The organism is Pseudomonas sp. GW823-FHT02F05, assembly GCF_058797315.1.
On sequence record NZ_JBXAJM010000005.1, the window covers coordinates 190,131 to 212,264 of the forward strand.

General features: G+C 59.5%; 21 protein-coding genes. 19 read left to right on the plus strand and 2 right to left on the minus strand.

Annotated features, from left to right (window positions below; all coding sequences use genetic code 11):
- Positions 1–2: 2 nt before the first annotated feature.
- The 9 genes from rnhB to ispD all read left to right on the plus strand — a co-directional run bounded on the left by rnhB (position 3) and on the right by ispD (position 12,155).
- On the plus strand, positions 3–629 hold the full coding sequence (gene rnhB / locus AC1RAC_RS08880; RefSeq protein WP_161793220.1) for a ribonuclease HII: 627 nt from the start codon (positions 3–5) through the stop codon (positions 627–629).
- Between the two features lie 76 nt (positions 630–705).
- The gene (gene dnaE, locus AC1RAC_RS08885; RefSeq protein ID WP_003189180.1) at positions 706–4,227 is read left to right on the plus strand and encodes a DNA polymerase III subunit alpha; all 3,522 of its coding nucleotides are present in this window, start codon (positions 706–708) and stop codon (positions 4,225–4,227) included.
- Between the two features lie 129 nt (positions 4,228–4,356).
- Positions 4,357–5,304, plus strand: a complete 948-nt coding sequence (locus AC1RAC_RS08890) for an acetyl-CoA carboxylase carboxyltransferase subunit alpha (RefSeq protein WP_003189182.1) — start codon at positions 4,357–4,359, stop codon at positions 5,302–5,304.
- A gap of 174 nt (positions 5,305–5,478) precedes the next feature.
- Entirely contained in the window at positions 5,479–6,798 is a 1,320-nt protein-coding gene (tilS, locus tag AC1RAC_RS08895; RefSeq protein WP_314549152.1) for a tRNA lysidine(34) synthetase TilS, read from the plus strand.
- Between the two features lie 273 nt (positions 6,799–7,071).
- Entirely contained in the window at positions 7,072–8,703 is a 1,632-nt protein-coding gene (gene pyrG / locus AC1RAC_RS08900) for a CTP synthase (RefSeq protein WP_034126838.1), read from the plus strand.
- 5 nt (positions 8,704–8,708) lie between these two features.
- Positions 8,709–9,554, plus strand: coding sequence for a 3-deoxy-8-phosphooctulonate synthase (gene kdsA / locus AC1RAC_RS08905; RefSeq protein ID WP_003189190.1), 846 nt, complete (start codon positions 8,709–8,711; stop codon positions 9,552–9,554).
- Between the two features lie 157 nt (positions 9,555–9,711).
- Positions 9,712–11,001: a phosphopyruvate hydratase gene (gene eno, locus AC1RAC_RS08910; RefSeq protein ID WP_054897992.1), complete on the plus strand. Its 1,290-nt coding sequence runs from the start codon at positions 9,712–9,714 to the stop codon at positions 10,999–11,001.
- 171 nt (positions 11,002–11,172) lie between these two features.
- Complete coding sequence (gene ftsB, locus AC1RAC_RS08915) at positions 11,173–11,451, plus strand: cell division protein FtsB (RefSeq protein WP_003189195.1); 279 nt, start codon at positions 11,173–11,175, stop codon at positions 11,449–11,451.
- A complete protein-coding gene (gene ispD, locus AC1RAC_RS08920) occupies positions 11,448–12,155 on the plus strand; it encodes a 2-C-methyl-D-erythritol 4-phosphate cytidylyltransferase (protein ID WP_060764513.1) in 708 nt (235 codons plus the stop codon). The genes ftsB and ispD overlap by 4 nt, the downstream gene beginning before the upstream one ends.
- A 129-nt stretch (positions 12,156–12,284) precedes the next feature.
- Here ispD and AC1RAC_RS08925 read toward each other — a convergent pair whose 3' ends face one another.
- Entirely contained in the window at positions 12,285–13,181 is an 897-nt protein-coding gene (locus tag AC1RAC_RS08925) for a LysR substrate-binding domain-containing protein (protein WP_492616503.1), read from the minus strand.
- A 109-nt stretch (positions 13,182–13,290) separates the two neighbouring features.
- Here AC1RAC_RS08925 and AC1RAC_RS08930 point away from each other — a divergent pair, with 109 nt between their 5' ends.
- The 8 genes from AC1RAC_RS08930 to rpoS all read left to right on the plus strand — a co-directional run bounded on the left by AC1RAC_RS08930 (position 13,291) and on the right by rpoS (position 20,414).
- Positions 13,291–14,403, plus strand: coding sequence for an S-(hydroxymethyl)glutathione dehydrogenase/class III alcohol dehydrogenase (locus tag AC1RAC_RS08930; protein WP_003189203.1), 1,113 nt, complete (start codon positions 13,291–13,293; stop codon positions 14,401–14,403).
- An 8-nt stretch (positions 14,404–14,411) separates the two neighbouring features.
- On the plus strand, positions 14,412–15,257 hold the full coding sequence (gene fghA, locus AC1RAC_RS08935; RefSeq protein WP_197900961.1) for an S-formylglutathione hydrolase: 846 nt from the start codon (positions 14,412–14,414) through the stop codon (positions 15,255–15,257).
- A 54-nt stretch (positions 15,258–15,311) separates the two neighbouring features.
- The gene (ispF, locus tag AC1RAC_RS08940) at positions 15,312–15,785 is read left to right on the plus strand and encodes a 2-C-methyl-D-erythritol 2,4-cyclodiphosphate synthase (protein WP_034126843.1); all 474 of its coding nucleotides are present in this window, start codon (positions 15,312–15,314) and stop codon (positions 15,783–15,785) included.
- Positions 15,782–16,840: a tRNA pseudouridine(13) synthase TruD gene (truD, locus tag AC1RAC_RS08945; protein ID WP_034126844.1), complete on the plus strand. Its 1,059-nt coding sequence runs from the start codon at positions 15,782–15,784 to the stop codon at positions 16,838–16,840. The genes ispF and truD overlap by 4 nt, the downstream gene beginning before the upstream one ends.
- Positions 16,828–17,577 (plus strand): 5'/3'-nucleotidase SurE, encoded by a 750-nt coding sequence (surE, locus tag AC1RAC_RS08950; protein WP_003189210.1) that lies wholly within the window; start codon positions 16,828–16,830, stop codon positions 17,575–17,577. The genes truD and surE overlap by 13 nt, the downstream gene beginning before the upstream one ends.
- A gap of 41 nt (positions 17,578–17,618) precedes the next feature.
- Positions 17,619–18,254, plus strand: a complete 636-nt coding sequence (locus tag AC1RAC_RS08955) for a protein-L-isoaspartate(D-aspartate) O-methyltransferase (RefSeq protein ID WP_169850588.1) — start codon at positions 17,619–17,621, stop codon at positions 18,252–18,254.
- 209 nt (positions 18,255–18,463) lie between these two features.
- Positions 18,464–19,300 (plus strand): peptidoglycan DD-metalloendopeptidase family protein, encoded by an 837-nt coding sequence (locus AC1RAC_RS08960; RefSeq protein ID WP_034126845.1) that lies wholly within the window; start codon positions 18,464–18,466, stop codon positions 19,298–19,300.
- Positions 19,301–19,406: 106 nt separating this feature from the next.
- A complete protein-coding gene (gene rpoS / locus AC1RAC_RS08965; protein WP_034126846.1) occupies positions 19,407–20,414 on the plus strand; it encodes an RNA polymerase sigma factor RpoS in 1,008 nt (335 codons plus the stop codon).
- A gap of 232 nt (positions 20,415–20,646) precedes the next feature.
- Here the strand turns inward: rpoS and AC1RAC_RS08970 are convergent, their stop codons facing one another.
- The gene (locus AC1RAC_RS08970; RefSeq protein ID WP_002554837.1) at positions 20,647–20,856 is read right to left on the minus strand and encodes a cold-shock protein; all 210 of its coding nucleotides are present in this window, start codon (positions 20,854–20,856) and stop codon (positions 20,647–20,649) included.
- Between the two features lie 388 nt (positions 20,857–21,244).
- On the opposite strand from AC1RAC_RS08970, the gene dcd reads away from it, so the two are divergent.
- A complete protein-coding gene (dcd, locus tag AC1RAC_RS08975; RefSeq protein ID WP_003189215.1) occupies positions 21,245–21,811 on the plus strand; it encodes a dCTP deaminase in 567 nt (188 codons plus the stop codon).
- A 108-nt stretch (positions 21,812–21,919) separates the two neighbouring features.
- A complete protein-coding gene (locus tag AC1RAC_RS08980) occupies positions 21,920–22,117 on the plus strand; it encodes a hypothetical protein (RefSeq protein WP_005785769.1) in 198 nt (65 codons plus the stop codon).
- Positions 22,118–22,134 lie beyond the last annotated feature (17 nt).

Genomic DNA, 22,134 nt, shown 5'->3' on the forward strand with positions numbered 1-22,134 from the left:
CCATGCAAATGGGCCTGGATTTCAGTCTCGTCGCCCAAGCCCACGAACTGGTGGCGGGTGTTGACGAAGTCGGGCGCGGCCCGCTGTGTGGCGCAGTGGTCACGGCGGCGGTGATCCTTGATCCGAACCGCCCGATCCTGGGGCTCAACGATTCGAAGAAGCTCACCGAAGCCCGTCGCGAAAAGCTCTATGACGAGATCTGTGAGAAAGCCCTGAGCTGGCATATCGCCCGGGCTGAAGTCGAAGAAATCGACGAGCTGAATATCCTGCACGCCACCATGCTGGCGATGCAGCGCGCTGTGGAAGGGCTGCACATCACCCCGAAAATGGCGATGATCGACGGTAACCGCTGCCCCAAACTGACAATGCCGTCCGAAGCGGTGGTCAAGGGCGATAGCAAGGTTCCCGCCATTGCCGCCGCCTCGATCCTGGCCAAGGTCAGCCGCGACCGTGAAATGGCCGCGTTCGAATTGATCTATCCCGGCTACGGCATTGGAGGCCATAAAGGCTACCCGACCCCCGTTCATCTGGAAGCTCTGGCTCGGCTCGGCCCCACCCCGATCCATCGCCGCTCGTTTGCCCCGGTGCGCCAGGCTTATGAGGCCCGTGAAAGTCTGATCGAGGTATAGCAGCAAGGCTGATGTTTTTACCCAGGCCCGGTACAATCCGGGCCTTGTTGTTTTCATGTATCAAGACAGGATCACTATGCCGGCTTCATTCGTTCATCTACGCCTGCACACTGAGTACTCCCTGGTCGACGGCCTGGTACGGATCAAACCGCTGGTCAAAACCCTGGTGGGCATGAACATGCCTGCGGTTGCGGTTACCGACCAGAACAACATGTGTTCCCTGGTCAAGTTCTACAAGAACGCCATGGGCGCCGGCATCAAGCCGATCTGCGGCGCCGATCTGTGGCTGTCCAACAAAGACCCGGATAACCCCCTGAGCCGCATCAGCCTGCTGGCGATGAACGGCGTGGGTTATCGCAACCTCACCGAACTGATCTCCCGTGGCTTTATCGATGGTCAGCGCAACGGCTCGATCATCATCGAGCGCGAGTGGGTGGCCGAAGCCAGCGAAGGTCTGATCATGCTCTCGGCGGCCAAAGAGGGCGAAATCGGTATCGCGCTGCTGGGCGGCAACCCTCAGGAAGCCGAAGTGCTGGCGCGTGAGTGGATGCAGGTGTTCCCAGGCCGGTTCTACCTGGAAGTCCAGCGCACCAACCGCCCCAACGATGAAGAGCATCTGCACGCTGCCGTAGCCCTGGCCGATAAGCTGGGTGCGCCGCTGGTGGCGACCAATGATGTGCGCTTTATCAAGAAAGAAGATTTCGAAGCCCACGAGACCCGCGTGTGCATCGGCGAAGGCCGTGCCTTGGATGACCCGCGCCGCTCGAAGAACTACAGCGAAGAGCAGTACCTCAAAAGCGCCGAGGAAATGGCGGAGCTGTTCAGCGACTTGCCCGAGGCCCTGGAAAACTCCGTCGAGATCGCCAAGCGCTGCAACATCGAAGTGAAGCTGGGCAAACACTTCCTGCCCAACTTCCCGATTCCCGATGGCATGACCATCGACGAATACTTTCGCAAAGTGTCGTTCGATGGCCTGGAGGAACGCCTCAGCGTCCTGCTGCCCAAGGACACCACCGAGGACTACGAAGCCAAGCGCCAGGTGTATGTCGATCGGTTGAATTTCGAGCTGGATATCATTATCCAGATGGGGTTCCCCGGTTACTTCCTGATCGTAATGGACTTTATCCAGTGGGCCAAAAACAACGGTGTACCGGTAGGCCCTGGTCGGGGGTCAGGTGCTGGCTCGCTGGTGGCCTACGTACAGAAGATCACCGACCTTGACCCGCTTGAATATGACCTGCTGTTCGAACGGTTCCTGAACCCGGAACGGGTTTCCATGCCCGACTTCGACGTCGACTTCTGCATGGATGGCCGTGACCGCGTGATTGAGTACGTGGCCGAAAAATACGGTCGCAACGCGGTAAGTCAGATCATCACCTTCGGCTCCATGGCCGCCAAAGCGGTAATCCGCGACGTGGCGCGGGTGCAGGGCAAGTCCTACGGTTTGGCGGACCGCCTGTCGAAGATGATCCCGTTCGAAGTCGGCATGACCCTGGAAAAAGCCTACGAGCAGGAAGAAATCCTGCGCGACTTCATCAAGGTCGATGAAGAAGCCGCCGAAATCTGGGACATGGCGCGCAAGCTCGAGGGCGTGGTGCGTAACGTCGGTAAACACGCCGGTGGTGTGGTTATTGCGCCGACCAAGCTCACCGACTTTTCGCCGATCTATTGCGATGAAGAAGGCGACGGACTGGTCACCCAGTTCGACAAGGACGATGTGGAGGCCGCCGGCTTGGTGAAGTTCGACTTCCTCGGCCTGCGGACTCTGACGATCATCGACTGGGCACTCAAGACCATCAACCGCGACCGTGCCAAGGTCGGCGAAGAACCGCTGGATATCGCGTTTATCCCGCTGGACGACAAGCCGACGTACAGCCTGCTGCAAAAAGCCGAAACCACCGCAGTGTTCCAGCTTGAATCCCGGGGCATGAAGGAACTGATCAAAAAGCTCAAGCCCGACTGCCTGGAAGACTTGATCGCACTGGTGGCCCTGTTCCGTCCGGGCCCGCTGCAATCGGGCATGGTGGATGACTTCATCAACCGTAAACACGGCCGGGCCGAGCTGGCTTACCCGCATTCCGACTATCAGTATGAAGGCCTCAAGCCCGTACTGGCGCCGACCTACGGCATCATCCTGTACCAGGAACAGGTGATGCAGATCGCCCAAGTGATGGCCGGCTACACCCTCGGCGGTGCGGACATGCTACGTCGCGCCATGGGTAAGAAAAAGCCCGAGGAAATGGCCAAGCAGCGCGGCGGTTTCATTGAAGGTTGCGCGACCAACAACATCGATGCCGACCTGGCCGGTAACATCTTCGACCTGGTAGAAAAGTTCGCCGGTTATGGCTTCAACAAATCCCACTCCGCAGCCTATGGCCTAGTGTCGTACCAGACCGCCTGGCTGAAAGCTCACTACCCGGCACCGTTCATGGCGGCGGTACTTTCGGCGGATATGCACAACACCGACAAGGTCGTGACCTTGATCGAGGAAGTGCGCACCATGAAGCTGCGCCTCGACGCGCCGGACGTGAACGCTTCGGAGTTCAAGTTCACGGTGAACGACGAAGGCCGCATCATCTATGGCCTCGGCGCGATCAAAGGCGTGGGCGAAGGCCCGGTCGAGGCCATTACCGAAGCGCGTCAGGACGGGCCGTTCAAGGACCTGTTCGACTTTTGCGCACGCGTTGACCTCAAACGCATCAACAAGCGTACCCTCGATGGCCTGATCCGCAGCGGCGCACTCGACCGTCTTGGCCCGTATTTTCATGATGAGCCGAAGGCTTACCAGGCCAATATCGATCGTAACCGGGCGGTGCTGCTGACCGCCATGGAAGAGGCGATCAAGGCCGCCGAACAGACCGCCCGTACCCATGACAGCGGCCACGCCGACCTGTTTGGCGGGCTGTTCGTCGAAGAAGATGCGGATGTCTACGCGAATCACCGCAAGGCCAAGGAGCTGACTCTGAAGGAGCGCCTCAAGGGTGAAAAAGACACCTTGGGCCTGTACCTCACTGGCCACCCGATTGACGAGTACGAAGGCGAAATCCGCCGTTTTGCCCGCCAGCGCATCATCGACCTGAAACCGGCGCGGGATACCCAGACCGTCGCCGGTATGATCATCGCCCTGCGGGTGATGAAAAATAAGAAGGGCGACAAGATGGGCTTCATCACCCTCGATGACCGCTCGGGCCGTATCGAAGCGTCATTGTTTGCCGACGCGTTTCACTCCGCCCAATCGCTGTTGCAGACCGACGCCATGGTGGTGGTGGAAGGGGAGGTCAGCAATGATGACTTCTCCGGTGGCCTGCGCCTGCGCATCAAGCGCGTGATGAGCATGGAAGACGCCCGCACCAACCTGGCCGAAAGCCTGCGCCTGAAGGTCAAGACCGAAGCGCTTAAGGGCGATCAGCTACGCTGGTTGGGTGACCTGCTAAAACGCCATCGTGGCGCATGCCCGGTGACCATGGAGTACACCGGCAGCGATGCCAAGGCCATGTTGCAGTTTGGTGAGACGTGGCGAATTGATCCCGCTGATGGCTTGATTCAAGCTTTGCGTGACCAGTTCGGGCGAGACAACGTCTTCCTCCAATACCGTTGACGGTCAGATAGATCTGATCTCGACTAAACATTTAATCTCGACCTAAACGCGCCTCTCCCTTAAGGTAGGGCGCGAATAGACAACCGGCTGGCCAGGCACCCCTTGGCCGTCGACCCAAGACGGACGCTTATGAACCCGAATTTTCTTGATTTCGAACAGCCGATCGCTGACCTGCAAGCCAAGATCGAAGAGCTGCGCCTGGTCGGCAATGACAATTCGCTGAACATCGGTGATGAAATCGCTCGCCTGCAAGACAAGAGCAGCACGCTCACCGAAGACATCTTCGGCAAGCTGACCAGCTGGCAGATCGCGCGCCTGGCTCGCCATCCGCGCCGTCCCTACACCCTGGACTACATCGAACACATCTTCACCGAGTTCGACGAGTTGCACGGCGACCGTCACTTCTCCGACGACGCAGCCATCGTGGGCGGCATCGCTCGCCTGGACGACCAGCCGGTGATGGTGATCGGTCACCAGAAGGGCCGTGAAGTGCGCGAGAAAGTACGCCGCAACTTCGGTATGCCGCGCCCGGAAGGCTATCGCAAGGCGTGCCGCCTGATGGAAATGGCCGAGCGCTTCAAGATGCCGATCCTGACCTTCATCGACACGCCGGGTGCCTACCCGGGTATCGACGCCGAAGAGCGCAACCAGAGCGAAGCGATTGCCTGGAACCTGCGCGTCATGGCGCGCCTGAAAACTCCGATCATTGCCACCGTGATCGGTGAAGGTGGTTCCGGCGGTGCCCTGGCCATTGGTGTCTGCGACCAATTGAACATGTTGCAGTACTCGACCTACGCGGTGATCTCGCCGGAAGGTTGTGCCTCGATCCTGTGGAAAACCGCCGAAAAGGCGCCGGACGCTGCCGAAGCCATGGGCATCACCGCCGATCGCCTCAAAGGCCTGGGTATCGTGGACAAGGTCATCGCCGAGCCACTGGGCGGCGCCCACCGTGACCCGGCTGCCGCCGCTGCGACCATCCGTGCCGAGTTGGGGTCGCAACTGGCGATGCTCAAGAAGCTGGATAACGAAGCGCTGCTGGCTCGTCGTTATGAGCGCCTGATGAGCTACGGCCTCTAAGCCGACGCTGTACCCAATGTAGTAGCCGGCTTGTGTGGGAGCTGGCTTGCCTGCGATAGCATCACCTTGGTATCACTGATACACCGAGGTGCCTGCATCGCGGGCAAGCCCGGCTCCCACATTTGCTTTGTGTATGCTGACGAACGTATTCAAGCTTTGCGGCGGTGACGTGTGATGAAACCAACCCTGCCGGCCACACTCCTGCACACCCTGGCCGACTGGCGCAACGCGCCGGCCTGGCATATCGCATTCTCCGGCGGTCTCGACTCCACCGTTCTGCTGCACCTCCTGGCCTCATTGGCCAAAATCGAAAATCTGCCTCCTGTCAGCGCCGTCCATGTCCACCATGGCCTGCAAGCTGCTGCCGATGCTTGGCCCTCTCATTGCCAATCGGTCTGCGACAGCCTGGGCGTACCTTTGCGCGTCATGCGCGTGCAGGTCAGTCAGGGTGCGAGCCTTGAGCGTGCGGCCCGCGAGGCGCGCTACCAAGCGTTCATGCAGGTCCTAGGGGGGGGGGAGGTGCTTTTCACTGGCCAGCATCGCGACGATCAAGCCGAAACCCTGCTGTTTCGCCTGCTGCGTGGCGCCGGTGTAAGAGGGCTGGCGGCTATGCCTGAGCATCGCCCCTTGGCGCAGGGGTGCTTGGTGCGGCCGTTGCTGGCATTTTCCCGTAGCGACCTGGAAGCCTACGCCCATCAGCATCAGTTGCAGTGGATCGACGACCCCTCCAACGTTGATCCACGGTTTTCCCGCAATTACCTGCGTCACCACGTACTTCCCGCGCTGACGAAACGCTGGCCACAGGCGATCACCCACCTGGCTCGCACGGCTGAACACATGGCTGAGGCTCAAGGGCTGCTCGACGAATTGGCGATGATGGACCTGCAGCGCGCCGATCAGCCTTCTGCGTTTCCCTGGTTGCCTCTGCCGTCCCTGGCGCTTGAACCATTGCGCGAGCTATCCGATGCCCGCCAGCGTAACGCCCTGCGGCATTGGCTCACGCCACTGACCCGTTTACCCGACAGCGACCACTGGGCCGGTTGGCATGCTCTGCGCGATGCCAAGAGCGACGCACAGCCTCTGTGGCGCCTGGCCGACGGCCAAATGCAGCGTAGCGTTGAACGCATCTGGTGGTTGCCCTCGACCTGGTCGGAGTTTTCCGACGCATCGGTGAGCTGGCCCGATCCGCAAGATCCACTAGAGTTAACGGGCAATGGTCAACTGAGGTTTATCGGCAAGGCCCCCGAAGGCCCGCTGGAGGTGCGTTATCGCCAGGGTGGCGAAATCATCGACGTAGCGGGCCGAGGCCGGCGGGATCTCAAGCGTCTGCTGAATGAAAGCGGCATGCCGGGCTTCGCCCGTGGCAGATTGCCGCTGGTCTATCGGGGCGAGCAATTGCTGGCTGTGCCAAGTGTTGCGGGGGCATGGTCCAGGTCGGTGGGTGAGGTGCAATTGGATTGGTTGCCACAGACCTGCGATCAAGGTTTGAGCTGATAGCGCCTTTCCGGTAGACTACGCTCCCTTCTTGATACAACTTCTGTGGATTCGCCTGAATCGCAGTCGTTGCCGATTACCAAGCAGTCTTTGCTGGGCGATTCCAAAAAATGTGTAGCGATCAACGTACCGGTGCTTCATTGCTGGTCTGTCACAACGCGGCGGTTTTTTTGAAAGGTGCACTGTGATTAATGCAGGTGATCGGGGGCTTCGGCCTTCCTTCGCTTTCCCCGGCGGCTCGGACCGCTTTAACGCAGACTTCTAGGGTTTTTCATGACGCGCTACATATTCGTCACGGGCGGTGTTGTTTCTTCATTGGGGAAAGGCATTGCCTCCGCTTCATTGGCGGCCATCCTGGAGGCGCGGGGACTTAAGGTCACCATGCTCAAGCTGGACCCGTACATCAACGTTGACCCGGGCACCATGAGCCCGTTCCAGCACGGTGAAGTGTTCGTCACCCACGACGGCGCCGAGACCGACCTGGACCTGGGCCACTACGAGCGGTTCATCCGCACGACCATGACCCAGAACAACAACTTCACCACCGGCCGTGTCTACGAGCACGTGCTGCGCAAAGAGCGCCGTGGTGACTACCTGGGTGCAACCATCCAGGTGATCCCGCACATCACCGACGAAATCAAGCGCCGCATTATCAAGGGTGCAGGCGATGCCGACGTGGCGATGGTCGAGATCGGTGGCACCGTGGGTGACATCGAGTCCCAACCGTTCCTCGAAGCCATCCGCCAGTTGCGTTTCGAAGTCGGCGCCAAGCGCGCGATGCTGATGCACCTGACGCTGGTGCCGTACATCGCCACTGCCGGCGAAACCAAAACCAAGCCTACCCAGCATTCGGTCAAGGAACTGCGTTCCATCGGCCTGCAGCCGGATGTGCTGGTATGCCGCTCCGATCACCCGATCGACATTTCCTCGCGCCGCAAGATCGCGCAGTTCACCAACGTTGAAGAACGTGCGGTGATTGCCCTGGAAGACGCCGACACCATCTACAAGATCCCGGGCATCCTGCATTCCCAGGGGCTGGATGATTTTGTGGTCGAGCGTTTCGGCCTGCAGTGCGGCGGCGCCGACCTGTCCGAGTGGGAAGCGGTTGTCGACGCCAAGCTCAACCCTGAGCATGAAGTCACCATCGCCATGGTCGGCAAGTACATGGAACTGCTGGACGCGTACAAGTCGCTGATCGAAGCGATGAGCCACGCCGGTATCAGCAACCGTACCAAGGTCAACCTGCGCTACATCGATTCCGAAGACATCGAGAACCAGGGCACCGCGCTGCTCGAAGGTGTTGACGCTATCCTCGTTCCCGGCGGTTTCGGCCTGCGTGGTGTGGAAGGCAAGATCACTGCCGTGCAGTACGCCCGTGAAAACAAGGTGCCGTACCTGGGTATCTGCCTGGGCATGCAAGTGGCTGTTATCGAGTTCGCCCGTAACGTGCTGGGCTGGAAAGACGCCAACTCCACCGAGTTCGATCACACCAGCGGCCATCCGGTCGTGGGCCTGATCACCGAGTGGGAAGACGCCACCGGCGCCGTTGAAACCCGTACCGAAACGTCCGACCTGGGCGGCACCATGCGCCTGGGCGCACAGGATTGCCTGCTGGAAGCCGGCTCGCTGGTACACGACTGCTACGGCAAGGATGTGATCGTCGAGCGTCACCGCCACCGTTACGAAGTGAACAACAACCTGCTGCCGCAGATCAAAGAAGCTGGCCTGAAAATCTCCGGCCGCTCCGGTGATGGCAAGCTGGTTGAAGTGGTCGAGGCACCGGATCATCCGTGGTTCGTGGCTTGCCAGTTCCACCCGGAGTTCACCTCGACACCGCGTGACGGTCACCCGTTGTTCAGTGGTTTCGTCAAAGCAGCACTGACGCAACATCAGAAGAAGGCGTAAACCTGATGGCCCAGAAGATCATTCGCGTAGGCGACATCGAGATTGCCAACGACAAGCCCATGGTGCTGTTCGGCGGCATGAACGTGCTGGAAAGCCGCGACATGGCGATGCAGGTGTGTGAAGAGTACGTGCGGGTCACCCAGAAGCTGGGTATTCCTTACGTCTTCAAGGCCAGCTTCGACAAGGCCAACCGTTCGTCCGTGACCTCCTATCGCGGCCCGGGCCTTGAAGAAGGCATGCGGATCTTCCAGGACATCAAGCAAGCCTTCGGCGTGCCGATCATCACCGACGTCCACGAGCCTGAGCAGGCTGCCGTGGTCGCCGAGGTGTGCGACATCATCCAGTTGCCGGCTTTCCTGTCGCGCCAGACCGACCTCGTGGTCGCCATGGCCAAGACCGGCGCGGTGATCAATATCAAGAAAGCCCAATTCCTCGCTCCTCAGGAGATGAAGCACATCCTGAGCAAATGCGTGGAAGCGGGTAACGACCAGTTGATCCTTTGCGAGCGGGGTTCGAGCTTCGGCTATAACAACCTCGTGGTGGACATGCTCGGTTTCGGCATCATGAAACAGTTCGAATACCCAGTGTTCTTCGACGTGACCCACGCGCTGCAAATGCCCGGTGGTCGCTCGGACTCCGCTGGCGGGCGACGTGCCCAGGTGACGGACCTGGCCAAGGCGGGCATGAGCCAGTCCCTGGCGGGCCTGTTCCTTGAAGCTCACCCGGACCCGGACAACGCCAAATGTGATGGCCCATGCGCCCTGCGCCTGGACAAGCTGGAGCCATTCCTGGCCCAACTCAAGCAGTTGGACGAGCTGGTCAAGAGTTTTCCGACGGTAGAGACCGCGTAACTGGCATTTCTCCGGTAGAATTTCCCACGCTTTACGCTCAGGCCCCCGGGCCTGAGCCTTGTCGTCTGCAAGCCTGCCCCGTTGTTCCACCCTTGCGGTCGGTCAAAAGATTTCCTTCAGCTGCGTCGTTTTCGTCAACTTTGGAGTGTTTACAACAATGGCAAAAATCGTCGACATCAAAGGTCGTGAAGTTCTCGACTCCCGTGGCAACCCCACCGTCGAAGCCGACGTGCTTCTCGATAACGGCATCATCGGCAGCGCCTGCGCGCCGTCCGGTGCTTCCACCGGTTCGCGCGAAGCGCTGGAACTGCGTGATGGCGACAAGAGCCGTTACCTGGGCAAGGGTGTACTCAAGGCTGTAGCCAACATCAACGGTCCGATTCGTGACCTGTTGCTGGGCAAGGACCCGCTGGACCAGAAAGCCCTGGACCACGCGATGATCAAGCTCGACGGCACTGAAAACAAAGGCAGCCTCGGCGCCAACGCCATCCTCGCGGTATCCCTGGCCGCCGCCAAGGCAGCAGCCCAGGACCAGGACCTGCCGTTGTACGCACACATTGCCAACCTGAATGGCACTCCGGGCGTCTACTCGATGCCGGTGCCGATGATGAACATCATCAACGGTGGCGAGCACGCGGATAACAACGTCGACATCCAGGAATTCATGGTGCAGCCAGTGGGCGCCAAGTCCTTCTCCGAAGGCCTGCGCATGGGCACCGAGATTTTCCATCACCTCAAGGCTGTACTGAAGGCTCGTGGCCTGAGCACTGCCGTGGGAGACGAAGGTGGTTTCGCGCCGAACCTGGCCTCCAACGAAGATGCACTGAAAGTCATCTCCGAAGCAGTGGCCAACGCTGGCTACACGCTGGGCACCGACGTGACCCTGGCCCTGGACTGCGCCGCCAGCGAATTCTATGAAGACGGCAAGTACAACCTGTCCGGCGAAGGCCAGGTGTTCGACTCCGAAGGCTTCGCTGAATACCTCAAAGGCTTGACCCAGCGCTATCCGATCATCTCAATCGAAGACGGCCTGGACGAGTCCGACTGGGATGGCTGGAAAATCCTCACCGACAAGATCGGCGAAAAAATCCAGCTGGTGGGTGACGACCTTTTCGTGACCAACACCAAGATCCTGAAAGAAGGCATCGACAAGAAGATCGCCAACTCGATCCTGATCAAGTTCAACCAGATCGGCACCCTGACCGAAACCCTGGAAGCCATCCAGATGGCCAAGGCCGCGGGCTACACCGCCGTGATCTCCCATCGCTCCGGCGAAACCGAAGATTCCACCATTGCCGACCTGGCCGTGGGTACTTCGGCGGGCCAGATCAAGACCGGTTCCCTGTGCCGTTCCGATCGCGTTTCCAAGTACAACCAATTGCTGCGCATCGAAGAGCAATTGGCAGGTAAAGCCAAGTACAACGGTCGCGGCGAGTTTCGCGGCTAAGCAGTAAATGGTAAAAAGTCGGCGGATTGCGTCGGAAATCTCACGAAAATGTGAATTTCGGCGCTAATCTGCTGACTGACAAGCGCAAGCCTGGGTTTTCCAGGCTTTGTGCTATCAGTTGCTGCAAAAGGTTTGCATGACTGTCTTTATTCAATGGATACCCGGATTTCGATGCGCAGTCCCAATTGGTTGTTCCTCGTCTTGCTCTTGTTGCTGGCTGGCCTGCAGTACCGCCTATGGGTCGGTAATGGCAGCTTTGCGCAGGTGGAAGAGTTGACCCAGCAAATTGCCGACCAGCGTGCCGAAAACGAACGCCTGCTGGAGCGCAACCGTGTCCTCGACGCTGAAGTGCTTGAGCTGAAAAAAGGCACGGAGACCGTTGAAGAGCGGGCTCGTCATGAGTTGGGCATGGTCAAGGAGGGCGAGACCCTCTACCAGTTGGCCCAATGAGCCACGATTTACCGGCCTTCTGGGCCGTGATTCCTGCCGCGGGCGTCGGTGCCCGTATGGCTGCGGACCGTCCCAAGCAGTACCTGCAATTGGGCGGGCGCACTATTCTCGAACACAGCCTCGGCTGTTTTCTCGACCATCCATGCCTCAAGGGCCTGGTGGTCAGTCTTGCAATTGACGATCCTTATTGGCCCACCTTGGCATGCGCCAATGACCCGCGTATCCAGCGTGCCGACGGGGGCTCGGAACGTTCCGGCTCGGTACTCAATGCGCTGCTGCAACTCAACGCCCTGGGCGCAAGTGATGACGACTGGGTGTTGGTGCATGACGCTGCGCGTCCTAACCTGAGCCGTGATGACCTCGACAAATTGTTGGCGGAACTGGCTGACGATCCGGTAGGCGGCCTGCTGGCGGTACCGGCACGCGACACCCTCAAGCGTGTCGACAAGCATGGCCGTGTGGTGGACACCATTGATCGCCGCCTGATCTGGCAGGCTTACACGCCGCAGATGTTCCGCCTGGGCGCCTTGCATCGCGCCTTGGCCGACAGCCTGGTGGCCGATGCGGTGATCACCGATGAAGCGTCGGCCATGGAATGGTCTGGGCAGGCACCGCGCCTGATCGAAGGGCGTTCGGACAATATCAAGGTGACTCGGCCGGAAGACCTGGAGTGGTTGAAGTTGCGCTGGGCTAACCGGCGGTAACCCGTCAGACCGAATCTGCTTCATCGCAGGCAAGCCAGCTCCCACATTTGATCGCTGCCACATCAAACAACACGTCCAACTGTGGGAGCCGGGCTTGCCCGCGATGAGGCCGGTGCAGACCACCTCAATTCAATGCTTGTACTCCGGCCTCTGCGCCAATCCCACCTTCAAGAAATCCACCAGCTTCCTCACCTTCGGCGACAAATGCCGCTGCTGCGGATACAGCGCCCACACGGCGGTATTCGGCGGTTGATGAGCCTGCAGCAGCGACACCAACGCCCCGCTGTGCAGATGCTCCAGCACGTAGTAATCCGGCAACCGGCACAAGCCCATGCCTTGCAACGCGGCATCCAACACCGCTTGCCCACTGTTGCAGCGCCAATTGCCTTGCACACGCTGGGAAAATTCCCGCCCATCCTGGGCCATTTGCCAGATATCCGAGCTGCCAATCAGACAGTTATGCCGGCTCAACTCCGACAAGCTGTGTGGCCGACCGTACCGTTCGAGGTAGGAGGGCGACGCGCACAGGTACATGCGTCGAGGTGCCAGGCGGCTGGCAACCATGCGCGAGTCTTGCAGGCGTCCCAGGCGGATGGCTAGGTCGAGGCCTTCATGCACCAGGTCCAGCGAGCGGTTGGTCAACTCGATGTCCACGCGCAGTTGCGGATAGTGCGCCATGAATCGTGTCACCAGCGGCACGATAAAGCGTTCGCCATAGGCCACGGCGCAGGTCATGCGCAACATGCCCTTGGGTTCGCTGGTCAGGTCGCCCACCGCCCGCAACGCTTCCTCGCGACCGTCCTGCAGGCGTTGGCAGTGCTGCAGGAAGGTCTGACCGGCTTCGGTCAAAGTCACCTTGCGCGTACTGCGGTACAGCAATCGGGTTTGCAGGCGTTCTTCAAGGCGCGCCACTTGCCGGCTGACATGGGATGAAGACACCCCCAACCGTTCGGCCGCCGCCGTGAACTGGCTGCATTCGGCCACCGCGACAAACTCGTCAATGCCTTCCCAGCGGTTCTCCAGCATGGTGATTGTCCCTGTACAGCAATAATGTTTTGCTTTAGTCCGGATTATTCATCAATAGGTGATGATTTACACTCACCGTCTCAGTTTTTAACCCGATGGAGAAACCCGGATGATCAAGTCCCGTGCCGCCGTAGCCTTCGAGGCCAAGAAGCCCCTTGAGATTGTTGAAGTGGATGTCGCCATGCCCAAGGCTGGCGAGGTGCTGCTGCGGGTGGTCGCGTCCGGCGTGTGCCACACCGACGCCTACACCTTGTCGGGGGCTGACCCGGAAGGCATCTTCCCTTCGATCCTCGGCCATGAAGGCGGCGCAGTGGTGGAAGCCATCGGCGAGGGCGTAACTTCGGTGGCTGTGGGCGATCACGTGATCCCGCTGTACACCCCGGAATGCGGCAAGTGCAAGTTCTGTCTGAGTGGCAAGACCAACCTGTGCCAGGCCATTCGCGCCACGCAGGGCAAGGGCTTGATGCCGGATGGCACCACGCGTTTCTCCTACAAGGGCCAGCCGATTTTCCACTACATGGGCACCTCGACGTTCTCCGAGTACACCGTGCTGCCGGAAATCTCCGTGGCCAAGATTCCTAAAGAAGCGCCGTTGGAAAAAGTCTGCCTGCTCGGTTGCGGTGTCACTACCGGTATCGGTGCGGTGATCAACACTGCCAAGGTCAAACCGGGCGACACCGTGGCCGTCTTCGGTCTGGGCGGCATTGGTCTGTCGGCGATTATCGGTGCAGTCAAGGCCAAGGCCGGGCGCATCATCGCCATCGATATCAACCCAGCCAAGTTCGAAATCGCCAAGCAACTGGGTGCTACCGACTGCATCAACCCGAAAGACTACGACCGCCCAATCCAGGATGTGATCGTGGATTTGACCGACGGCGGCGTGGACTTTTCCTTCGAGTGCATCGGCAACGTACAACTGATGCGTGCGGCTCTTGAGTGCTGCCACAAAGGCTGGGGCGAGTCGGTGATCATCGGTGTGGCCGGTGCTGGCCAGGAAATTGCCACTCGCCCATTCCAACTGGTCACCGGGCGCGTCTGGCGTGGGTCGGCGTTTGGTGGCGTGCGCGGTCGTACCGAATTGCCAAGCTACGTGGAAATGGCCCAGACCGGTGAAATCCCGCTGGACACCTTCATCACTCACACCATGGGCCTGGAAGATATCAACAAAGCGTTTGACCTGATGCATGAAGGCAAGAGCATTCGTACCGTCATTCACTTCTGAGGTCGGCCATGAGTCTGGAAAACCTGTCATGCCAGAAGAGCTTCGGCGGCTGGCATAAACGCTACAAGCATCATTCGGATGTGCTCGGTTGCGACATGACCTTCGCGGTCTATCTGCCGCCGCAAGCAGAGCAGGGCGGTAAATTACCGGTGCTGTATTGGCTGTCCGGTCTGACCTGTACCGATGAGAACTTCATGCAGAAAGCCGGCGCCCAGCGCATGGCCGCCGAGTTGGGCTTGATCATCGTTGCACCGGACACCAGCCCCCGTGGCCCCGGTGTGCCGGACGATCCGGACAACGCCTGGGATTTTGGCCTCGGCGCCGGCTTCTACCTCAATGCCACCCAGGAACCCTGGGCCAAGCACTATCGGATGCATGACTACGTGGTACAGGAGTTACCGGCCTTGGTGGAAGCGCATTTCCCTGCGTCGGATAAGCGCGGCATCAGCGGCCACTCCATGGGCGGTCACGGTGCGCTGGTCTGCGCGCTGCGCAACCCTGGACGTTACCTGTCGGTGTCGGCGTTTTCGCCGATCAACAACCCGATGGACTGCCCATGGGGTCAGAAAGCCTTTTCCCGTTATTTGGGTGAAGAGCGCTCTAAGTGGCGTGAATGGGATGCCTGCGTGCTGATCAGCGAAGCCTCGGAAAAGCTGCCGCTGTTGGTGGACCAGGGCGATCGCGACGATTTCCTCGCCGTTCAGCTAAAGCCTGAAGCCCTGCTGCAGGCGGCCAAGGCAGCCAACCATCCGCTGGAACTGCGCCTGCAGCCTGGCTACGACCACAGCTACTTTTTCATCGCCAGCTTCATCGAAGACCATTTGCGCCATCATGGTGGTGCTTTGCTCGGTTAATCTGAGGCAAAAGTAGGTAGAATCACGCCCTGAATTAAATCGGGGCGTTTTTTTATGCGTATTGGCCACGGCTACGATGTGCACCGTTTCGCTGAAGGCGATTTCATCACCCTGGGCGGCGTGCGCATTGCACACCACCATGGGTTGCTGGCTCATTCCGACGGCGACGTGGTCCTGCACGCCTTGAGCGATGCCTTGCTCGGCGCGGCTGCATTAGGCGATATCGGCAAGCACTTTCCGGACACCGACCCCACCTTCAAGGGGGCGGACAGTCGTGTGTTGCTGCGCCATGTGGTCGGCCTGATCCATGCCAAGGGCTGGAAGGTCGGCAACGTCGATAACACCATCGTCGCCCAGGCGCCGAAAATGGCCCCCCATATTGAAGCGATGCGCGCAGTGATCGCCGCAGACCTGCAAATTGAATTGGATCAAGTCAACGTGAAAGCCACCACCACCGAAAAGCTCGGGTTTACCGGTCGTGAAGAGGGCATTGCGGTGCACTCCGTCGCCTTGTTGCTGCGCGCATGAACGACCTGCAACTGCTGGGCCCGCGGGCCTATGGCGAGGCCCTGGGCAGCGCGGTACTGAAGGCCACGGCCGAAGACTTCCAGGTTGATGAGGTGCTGGACATCCCGCTGACCGGCGATGGCGAGCACCTGTGGCTGTGGGTGGAAAAGCGCGGCTTGAACACTGAGGAAGCGGCACGGCGTATCGCCAAAGCCGCTGGGGTGCCATTGCGCACCGTCAGCTATGCCGGGCTCAAGGATCGTCAGGCCCTGACCCGCCAGTGGTTCAGCGTGCAATTGCCCGGCAAGGCCGACCCGGACATGAGCGGCGCAGAAAACGACACCCTCAAGATCCTGAAAACCGCCCGTCACAAGCGCAAGTTGCAGCGTGGGGCCCATTCGGCCAATGGTTTCACCTTGCGCCTGACCCAACTGGCCGGCGACACCGCTGCCATCGACGCACGTCTGCAGTTGATTGCCCGGCACGGCATCCCCAATTATTTCGGCACCCAGCGTTTTGGCCACAACGGCGGCAATGTGGTGGATGCTCGCGAGTGGGCTGCCCGCAAGGCCCTGCCCGAGCAGCGCAACGTGCGCTCGCGCTTGCTGTCCACGGCTCGCAGTTACCTGTTCAACCAAGTGTTGGCGGCTCGCGTCGCCGACGGTTCATGGCAGCGTGCCCAAGTTGGCGATCTGCTGGCGTTTACCGACAGTCGCAGTTTTTTTCCGGCCGGGGAAGCTGAATGCAGTGACCCGCGCCTGGCGATCCTGGACCTGCATCCCACCGGCCCGCAGTGGGGCGAAGGCGACTCGCCGGCGAAAGGTCTTACGTACGAGCTGGAACAATCTGTCGCCGCTGGCGAAGCAGACCTACGTGATTGGCTGGTGAAGGCGGGAATGAGCCAGGAACGTCGCATTCTGCGACTGCCCATTGGCGGTTTGACGTGGCATTATCCCGGGCCTGACATTCTGCAATTGGAATTCGTCCTGCCGGCCGGATGCTTCGCCACTGTCTTGGTGCGCGAGCTTGTTGATCTGGTGCCGGTGGGGCAGACGGACAGCCCATGCGTATTCTGATATCAAACGATGACGGTGCCACCGCACCCGGTCTTGCCGCGCTCCATGCTGCGCTGCAGGATTACGCCGAGTGCGTGGTGGTTGCCCCCGACCAGGACAAGAGCGGCGCCAGCAGTTCGCTGACGCTCGACCGTCCGCTGCATCCGCGGGTCCTGGCCAATGGCTTTATCAGCGTTAACGGCACCCCCACCGACTGTGTGCACCTGGCAATCAACAGTTTGCTGGAGCACCAGCCAGACCTGGTGGTCTCGGGGATCAACCTGGGCGCCAACCTGGGCGATGACGTGCTGTATTCCGGCACCGTGGCGGCGGCCCTTGAAGGGCGCTTCCTGGGCCGCACCGGCTTTGCCTTTTCCTTTGCTTCGCGGCAACTGGATAACCTGGCGACGGCGGCCTACTACGCGCGCAAGTTGGTGGAGGCCCATGCTTCCCTGGACCTGCCGCCGCGTACGGTGCTCAACGTCAATATCCCCAACTTGCCCCTCGACCATATTCGCGGTATCCAACTCACGCGCCTGGGCCATCGCGCCCGTGCGGCGGCGCCCTTGAAGGTGGTCGACCCTCGCGGCAAGGAAGGGTATTGGATCGCCGCCGCCGGCGACGCCGAAGATGGCGGCGAAGGCACCGACTTTCATGCGGTGATGCAAGGCTATGTCTCCGTTACCCCTCTGCTGTTTGATCGCACCTTCAGTGATGCCTTCAGTGGCCTTGATGGCTGGCTGGAGGGACTGCGTTGATGGCTCGTGAACAAGACGATCTGTTGCGCCGTGGGATTGGGATGACCTCCCAGCGCACCCGGGAGCGGTTGATCCAGCGTCTGTATGAAGAAGGCTTGTCCAACGCGCAGGTGCTGGAAGTGATCCGGCGCACGCCGCGGCACCTGTTTGTCGATGAGGCGCTGGCACATCGCGCCTATGAAGACACAGCGTTACCCATCGGCCACAACCAGACCATCTCCCAGCCCTACATGGTCGCGCGCATGAGCGAGCTGCTGCTGGCGGCGGGGCCATTGGACAAGGTGCTGGAGATCGGTACCGGCTCCGGTTACCAGACGGCCGTGCTGTCGCAATTGGTAGAGCGGGTGTTTTCGGTCGAGCGCATCAAGGTGCTGCAGGACCGGGCCAAAGAGCGTCTGGTGGAGCTGAACCTGCGCAACGTGGTATTCCGCTGGGGCGATGGCTGGGAGGGCTGGCCGGCACTGGCGCCCTACAACGGAATTATCGTCACCGCCGTGGCCACCGATGTGCCGCAAGCCTTGCTGGATCAATTGGCGCCTGGCGGGCGTTTGGTCATCCCGGTGGGCTCCGGCGAAGTGCAACAGTTGATGCTTATTATCCGCGAAGACGAAGGCTTTTCCCGGCATGTACTCGGTGCTGTGCGTTTCGTCCCCTTGCTCAACGGCCCGCTGGCCTGATCATTTATTCGCGCGCAGTGAATTCTGTAGGCGGGGATGTGTCTTACGGCGGGGTCTATTGAATCAACACACCTGGCAGCCACGATTAAACATGATGAATTTTTCCTTTCAGTCAGGTGCCAGTAAAAAGCCAATGCCCAGTTATACTTGCGTCATATTTCAAGCCTGATCCAGGCGTTAACGTTCAGCCACCACAAAGGGAGCGGCGGGTGAGTCTCACAGGTCCTGCGCAGCGAATGAGTAAAACAAGCTTTCAGCGACTGGTGCTTGGCCTTGTCTTGAGTTCCTTATTGGCAGCCTGCTCGAGCACGCCATCCGGCGGTGCGCGGGTCGTTGACCGTACCAACGCAACCCCCCAGAGACCTACGGTCACCACCGGCCAATACGTGGTGCGCAAAGGCGACACCCTGTTCTCGATTGCCTTTCGTTATGGCTGGGACTACAAGGCGCTGGCCGCCCGTAACAACATTCCTGTGCCGTATACGATCCATCCGGGGCAGACCATTCGTTTCGATGGTCGCTCAGGTTCTGCACCTACGGCAGTTGTGACAAAGTCGGGTTCTTCGCCATCGTCCTCGAGCAAGACCACCATCATCACTCGGCCTGCAGGCAGCGCCACGCCTACGGTTGCGAGCAAGCCGCCACCCGCGCCGTTGCCACCTGCCGGGCCTGCGCCGACCGGATGGGGATGGCCTTCAAACGGAGTGTTGATTGGAAAATTCTCTTCAAACGGTAGTTTGAATAAAGGCATTGATATCGCCGGGGATTTGGGACAGCCTGTTTTAGCTGCGTCTGATGGGACGGTGGTGTACGCCGGGAGTGGTTTGCGGGGCTACGGCGAGCTGGTCATCATCAAACACAGCGATACCTACGTCAGTGCCTACGGTCATAACCGCAGGTTGTTGGTTCGGGAGGGGCAGCAGGTCAAGGTCGGACAGACGATTGCCGAAATGGGGTCAACGGGCACAGACCGGGTGAAACTGCACTTTGAGATTCGCCGCCAAGGGAAGCCTGTAGATCCGCTGCAATTCCTGCCCCGTCGTTGATGTGTTGCACAGCCTGTTCCCTCACGTAGAAGGAACAGGCTCCAGCGTTGCCAAGGATAGAGGCGTCGCTTGAGCTTGAGGTCGAACTCACCAAAGGACTATAACAATGGCTCTCAGTAAAGAAGTGCCGGAGTTTGACATCGACGATGAGGTTCTCCTTATGGAGACCGGCATCGATTTGGAAACGATGTCAGATAATGAAGGGGTATCACCACCTTCAGTTCGCACCAAATCCAAAAATGCTGCTGCGTTGAAGCAGCACAAGTACGTTGATTACACCCGGGCGCTCGATGCGACCCAGCTGTACCTCAATGAAATCGGCTTTTCCCCTCTGTTGACCCCCGAAGAAGAAGTCCATTTTGCGCGTCTGTCGCAGAAGGGCGATCCGGCTGGGCGTAAGCGCATGATTGAAAGCAACCTGCGCCTGGTGGTGAAGATCGCCCGACGCTACGTCAATCGTGGGCTTTCCCTGTTGGACCTGATCGAGGAGGGTAACCTGGGCTTGATCCGGGCTGTGGAGAAGTTCGACCCTGAGCGGGGCTTCCGTTTCTCCACCTATGCCACCTGGTGGATTCGCCAGACCATCGAACGGGCGATCATGAATCAGACCCGCACGATCCGTTTGCCGATCCATGTGGTCAAGGAGCTCAACGTCTATCTGCGGGCGGCGCGTGAGCTGACGCAAAAACTCGATCATGAACCTTCGCCTGAAGAGATCGCCAACCTGCTGGAAAAACCGGTAGGGGAGGTCAAGCGCATGCTGGGCCTTAACGAGCGTGTCTCTTCGGTCGATGTCTCGCTGGGGCCGGATTCGGATAAGACCCTGCTGGACACCCTGACCGATGATCGTCCGACAGACCCTTGCGAGCTGCTGCAAGACGATGATCTTTCCCAAAGTATTGACCAGTGGCTGTCAGAGCTCACGGACAAGCAGCGTGAAGTGGTGATTCGCCGCTTCGGCCTGCGCGGCCATGAGAGCAGCACCCTGGAGGATGTAGGCCTGGAGATCGGCCTGACCCGTGAGCGGGTGCGGCAGATCCAGGTAGAGGGCCTCAAGCGCTTGCGCGAGATCCTGGAGAAGAATGGCTTGTCGAGTGAGTCGTTGTTCCAATAACGATTGGTAGGGCAGCGATCACAAAACGCCCGATGCATGTGAATGCACCGGGCGTTTTGCTGTGCCCTGATCGTTCCCATGCTCTGCGTGGGAATGCAGCTCTGGACGCTCGGCGTCCCAAAGCGCGACGCCGAGCGTCACAAGAGGCGTTCCCACGCAGAGCGCGGGAACGATCAGGCATAAAAAAACCCCGCTTTTAAGGGCGGGGTTTTTTCGACTAAGTCAGTACAAGTTAGATAACTTGAACTTCTTCAGCTTGCATGCCTTTCTGACCGCGGGTAGCGATGAAAGAAACCTGTTGGCCTTCTTTCAGGCTTTTGAAGCCGTCGGATTGGATAGCTTTGAAGTGAACGAACAGGTCGTCACCGGATTGTGGAGTGATGAAGCCGAAGCCTTTTTCATCGTTGAACCACTTAACGGTACCAGTTTGGCGATTAGACATGGTGTATCTCCTTGGACAAAGTTAACTGCGACTCAGGAAAAGCCCTGGCCGAGACTGAGTGCAAAGAGCAGGAAAAATTCTTGGAGATGGTTGGATCGAAATTCAACATATCGTGTAGAGATTCTCAGTGACACAAGCAGCACAGTGGCGCCACCTTAACCCTTTTTCAGGAACGTGCCAATGGTATTTCCGAAGGTTTCTCTAATTTCGTGACTGGCGGTGGTATTTACAGTCATTGGCACCGGGCACCCGGGCCCCGGCCACGCTGGCTGCGGCTTATAGCTGGCAGTGCATTGATCAAGAAAACCGGTGCGGCCTTTGAACCCCAACGCCGGCCCCGGTAAGATGGCCCACAGATTTTTTTCGCCTCGCTATTCAGGACACCGCCATGAGCATCAAATCGGACAAGTGGATTCGCCGCATGGCGCAGGAACACGGCATGATCGAGCCGTTCGTCGAACGCCAGATTCGTGGCGAAGGCGACGAGCGCGTGATTTCGTACGGCGTTTCCAGCTATGGCTACGACGTGCGTTGCGCCGATGAATTCAAGGTGTTCACCAACATCAATTCGGCGATCGTCGATCCGAAAAACTTCGACGAAAAGAGCTTCGTCGACGTCAAGAGCGACGTGTGCATCATCCCGCCCAACTCCTTCGCCCTGGCGCGCACCGTGGAGTTCTTCCGTATTCCTCGCGACGTGCTGACCATCTGCCTGGGTAAAAGCACCTATGCCCGCTGCGGCATTATCGTCAATGTCACGCCGCTTGAGCCTGAGTGGGAAGGCCACGTCACCCTGGAATTCTCCAACACCACGACCTTGCCGGCGAAAATCTACGCCAACGAAGGCGTGGCACAGATGCTGTTCCTGCAGTCCGATGAGGCCTGTGAAGTGTCCTACAAGGACCGTGCGGGCAAGTATCAGGGCCAGCGCGGCGTCACTCTCCCACGCGCTTGATCGAAAGCGCCTACGGGTAAAGGGAATTTGTCTGCAGAAAGTGACTCTATCTAGGTGTACTGCTTCGGCGCGTGTGAAACGCGCCGGGCCATACTTGAGGAGTACCTTATGAAGATCGACCCGCGAATCAGCGCAGAACTCGCCCGGCTTGAACCCAACCAGATTGGTGTTCTGGCCTGGTCCTTGATGGCCAACCCCGCGCACGCGGGGGGCATCCCAGGTCAACCCGAACCTGATTACCCACAGCCTACCGAACCGGGTGAGCCGACCTTACCGGACGAGCCGCCACCCGCGCCCGTGGCCTGATCCCTGAGCAGGCCTTA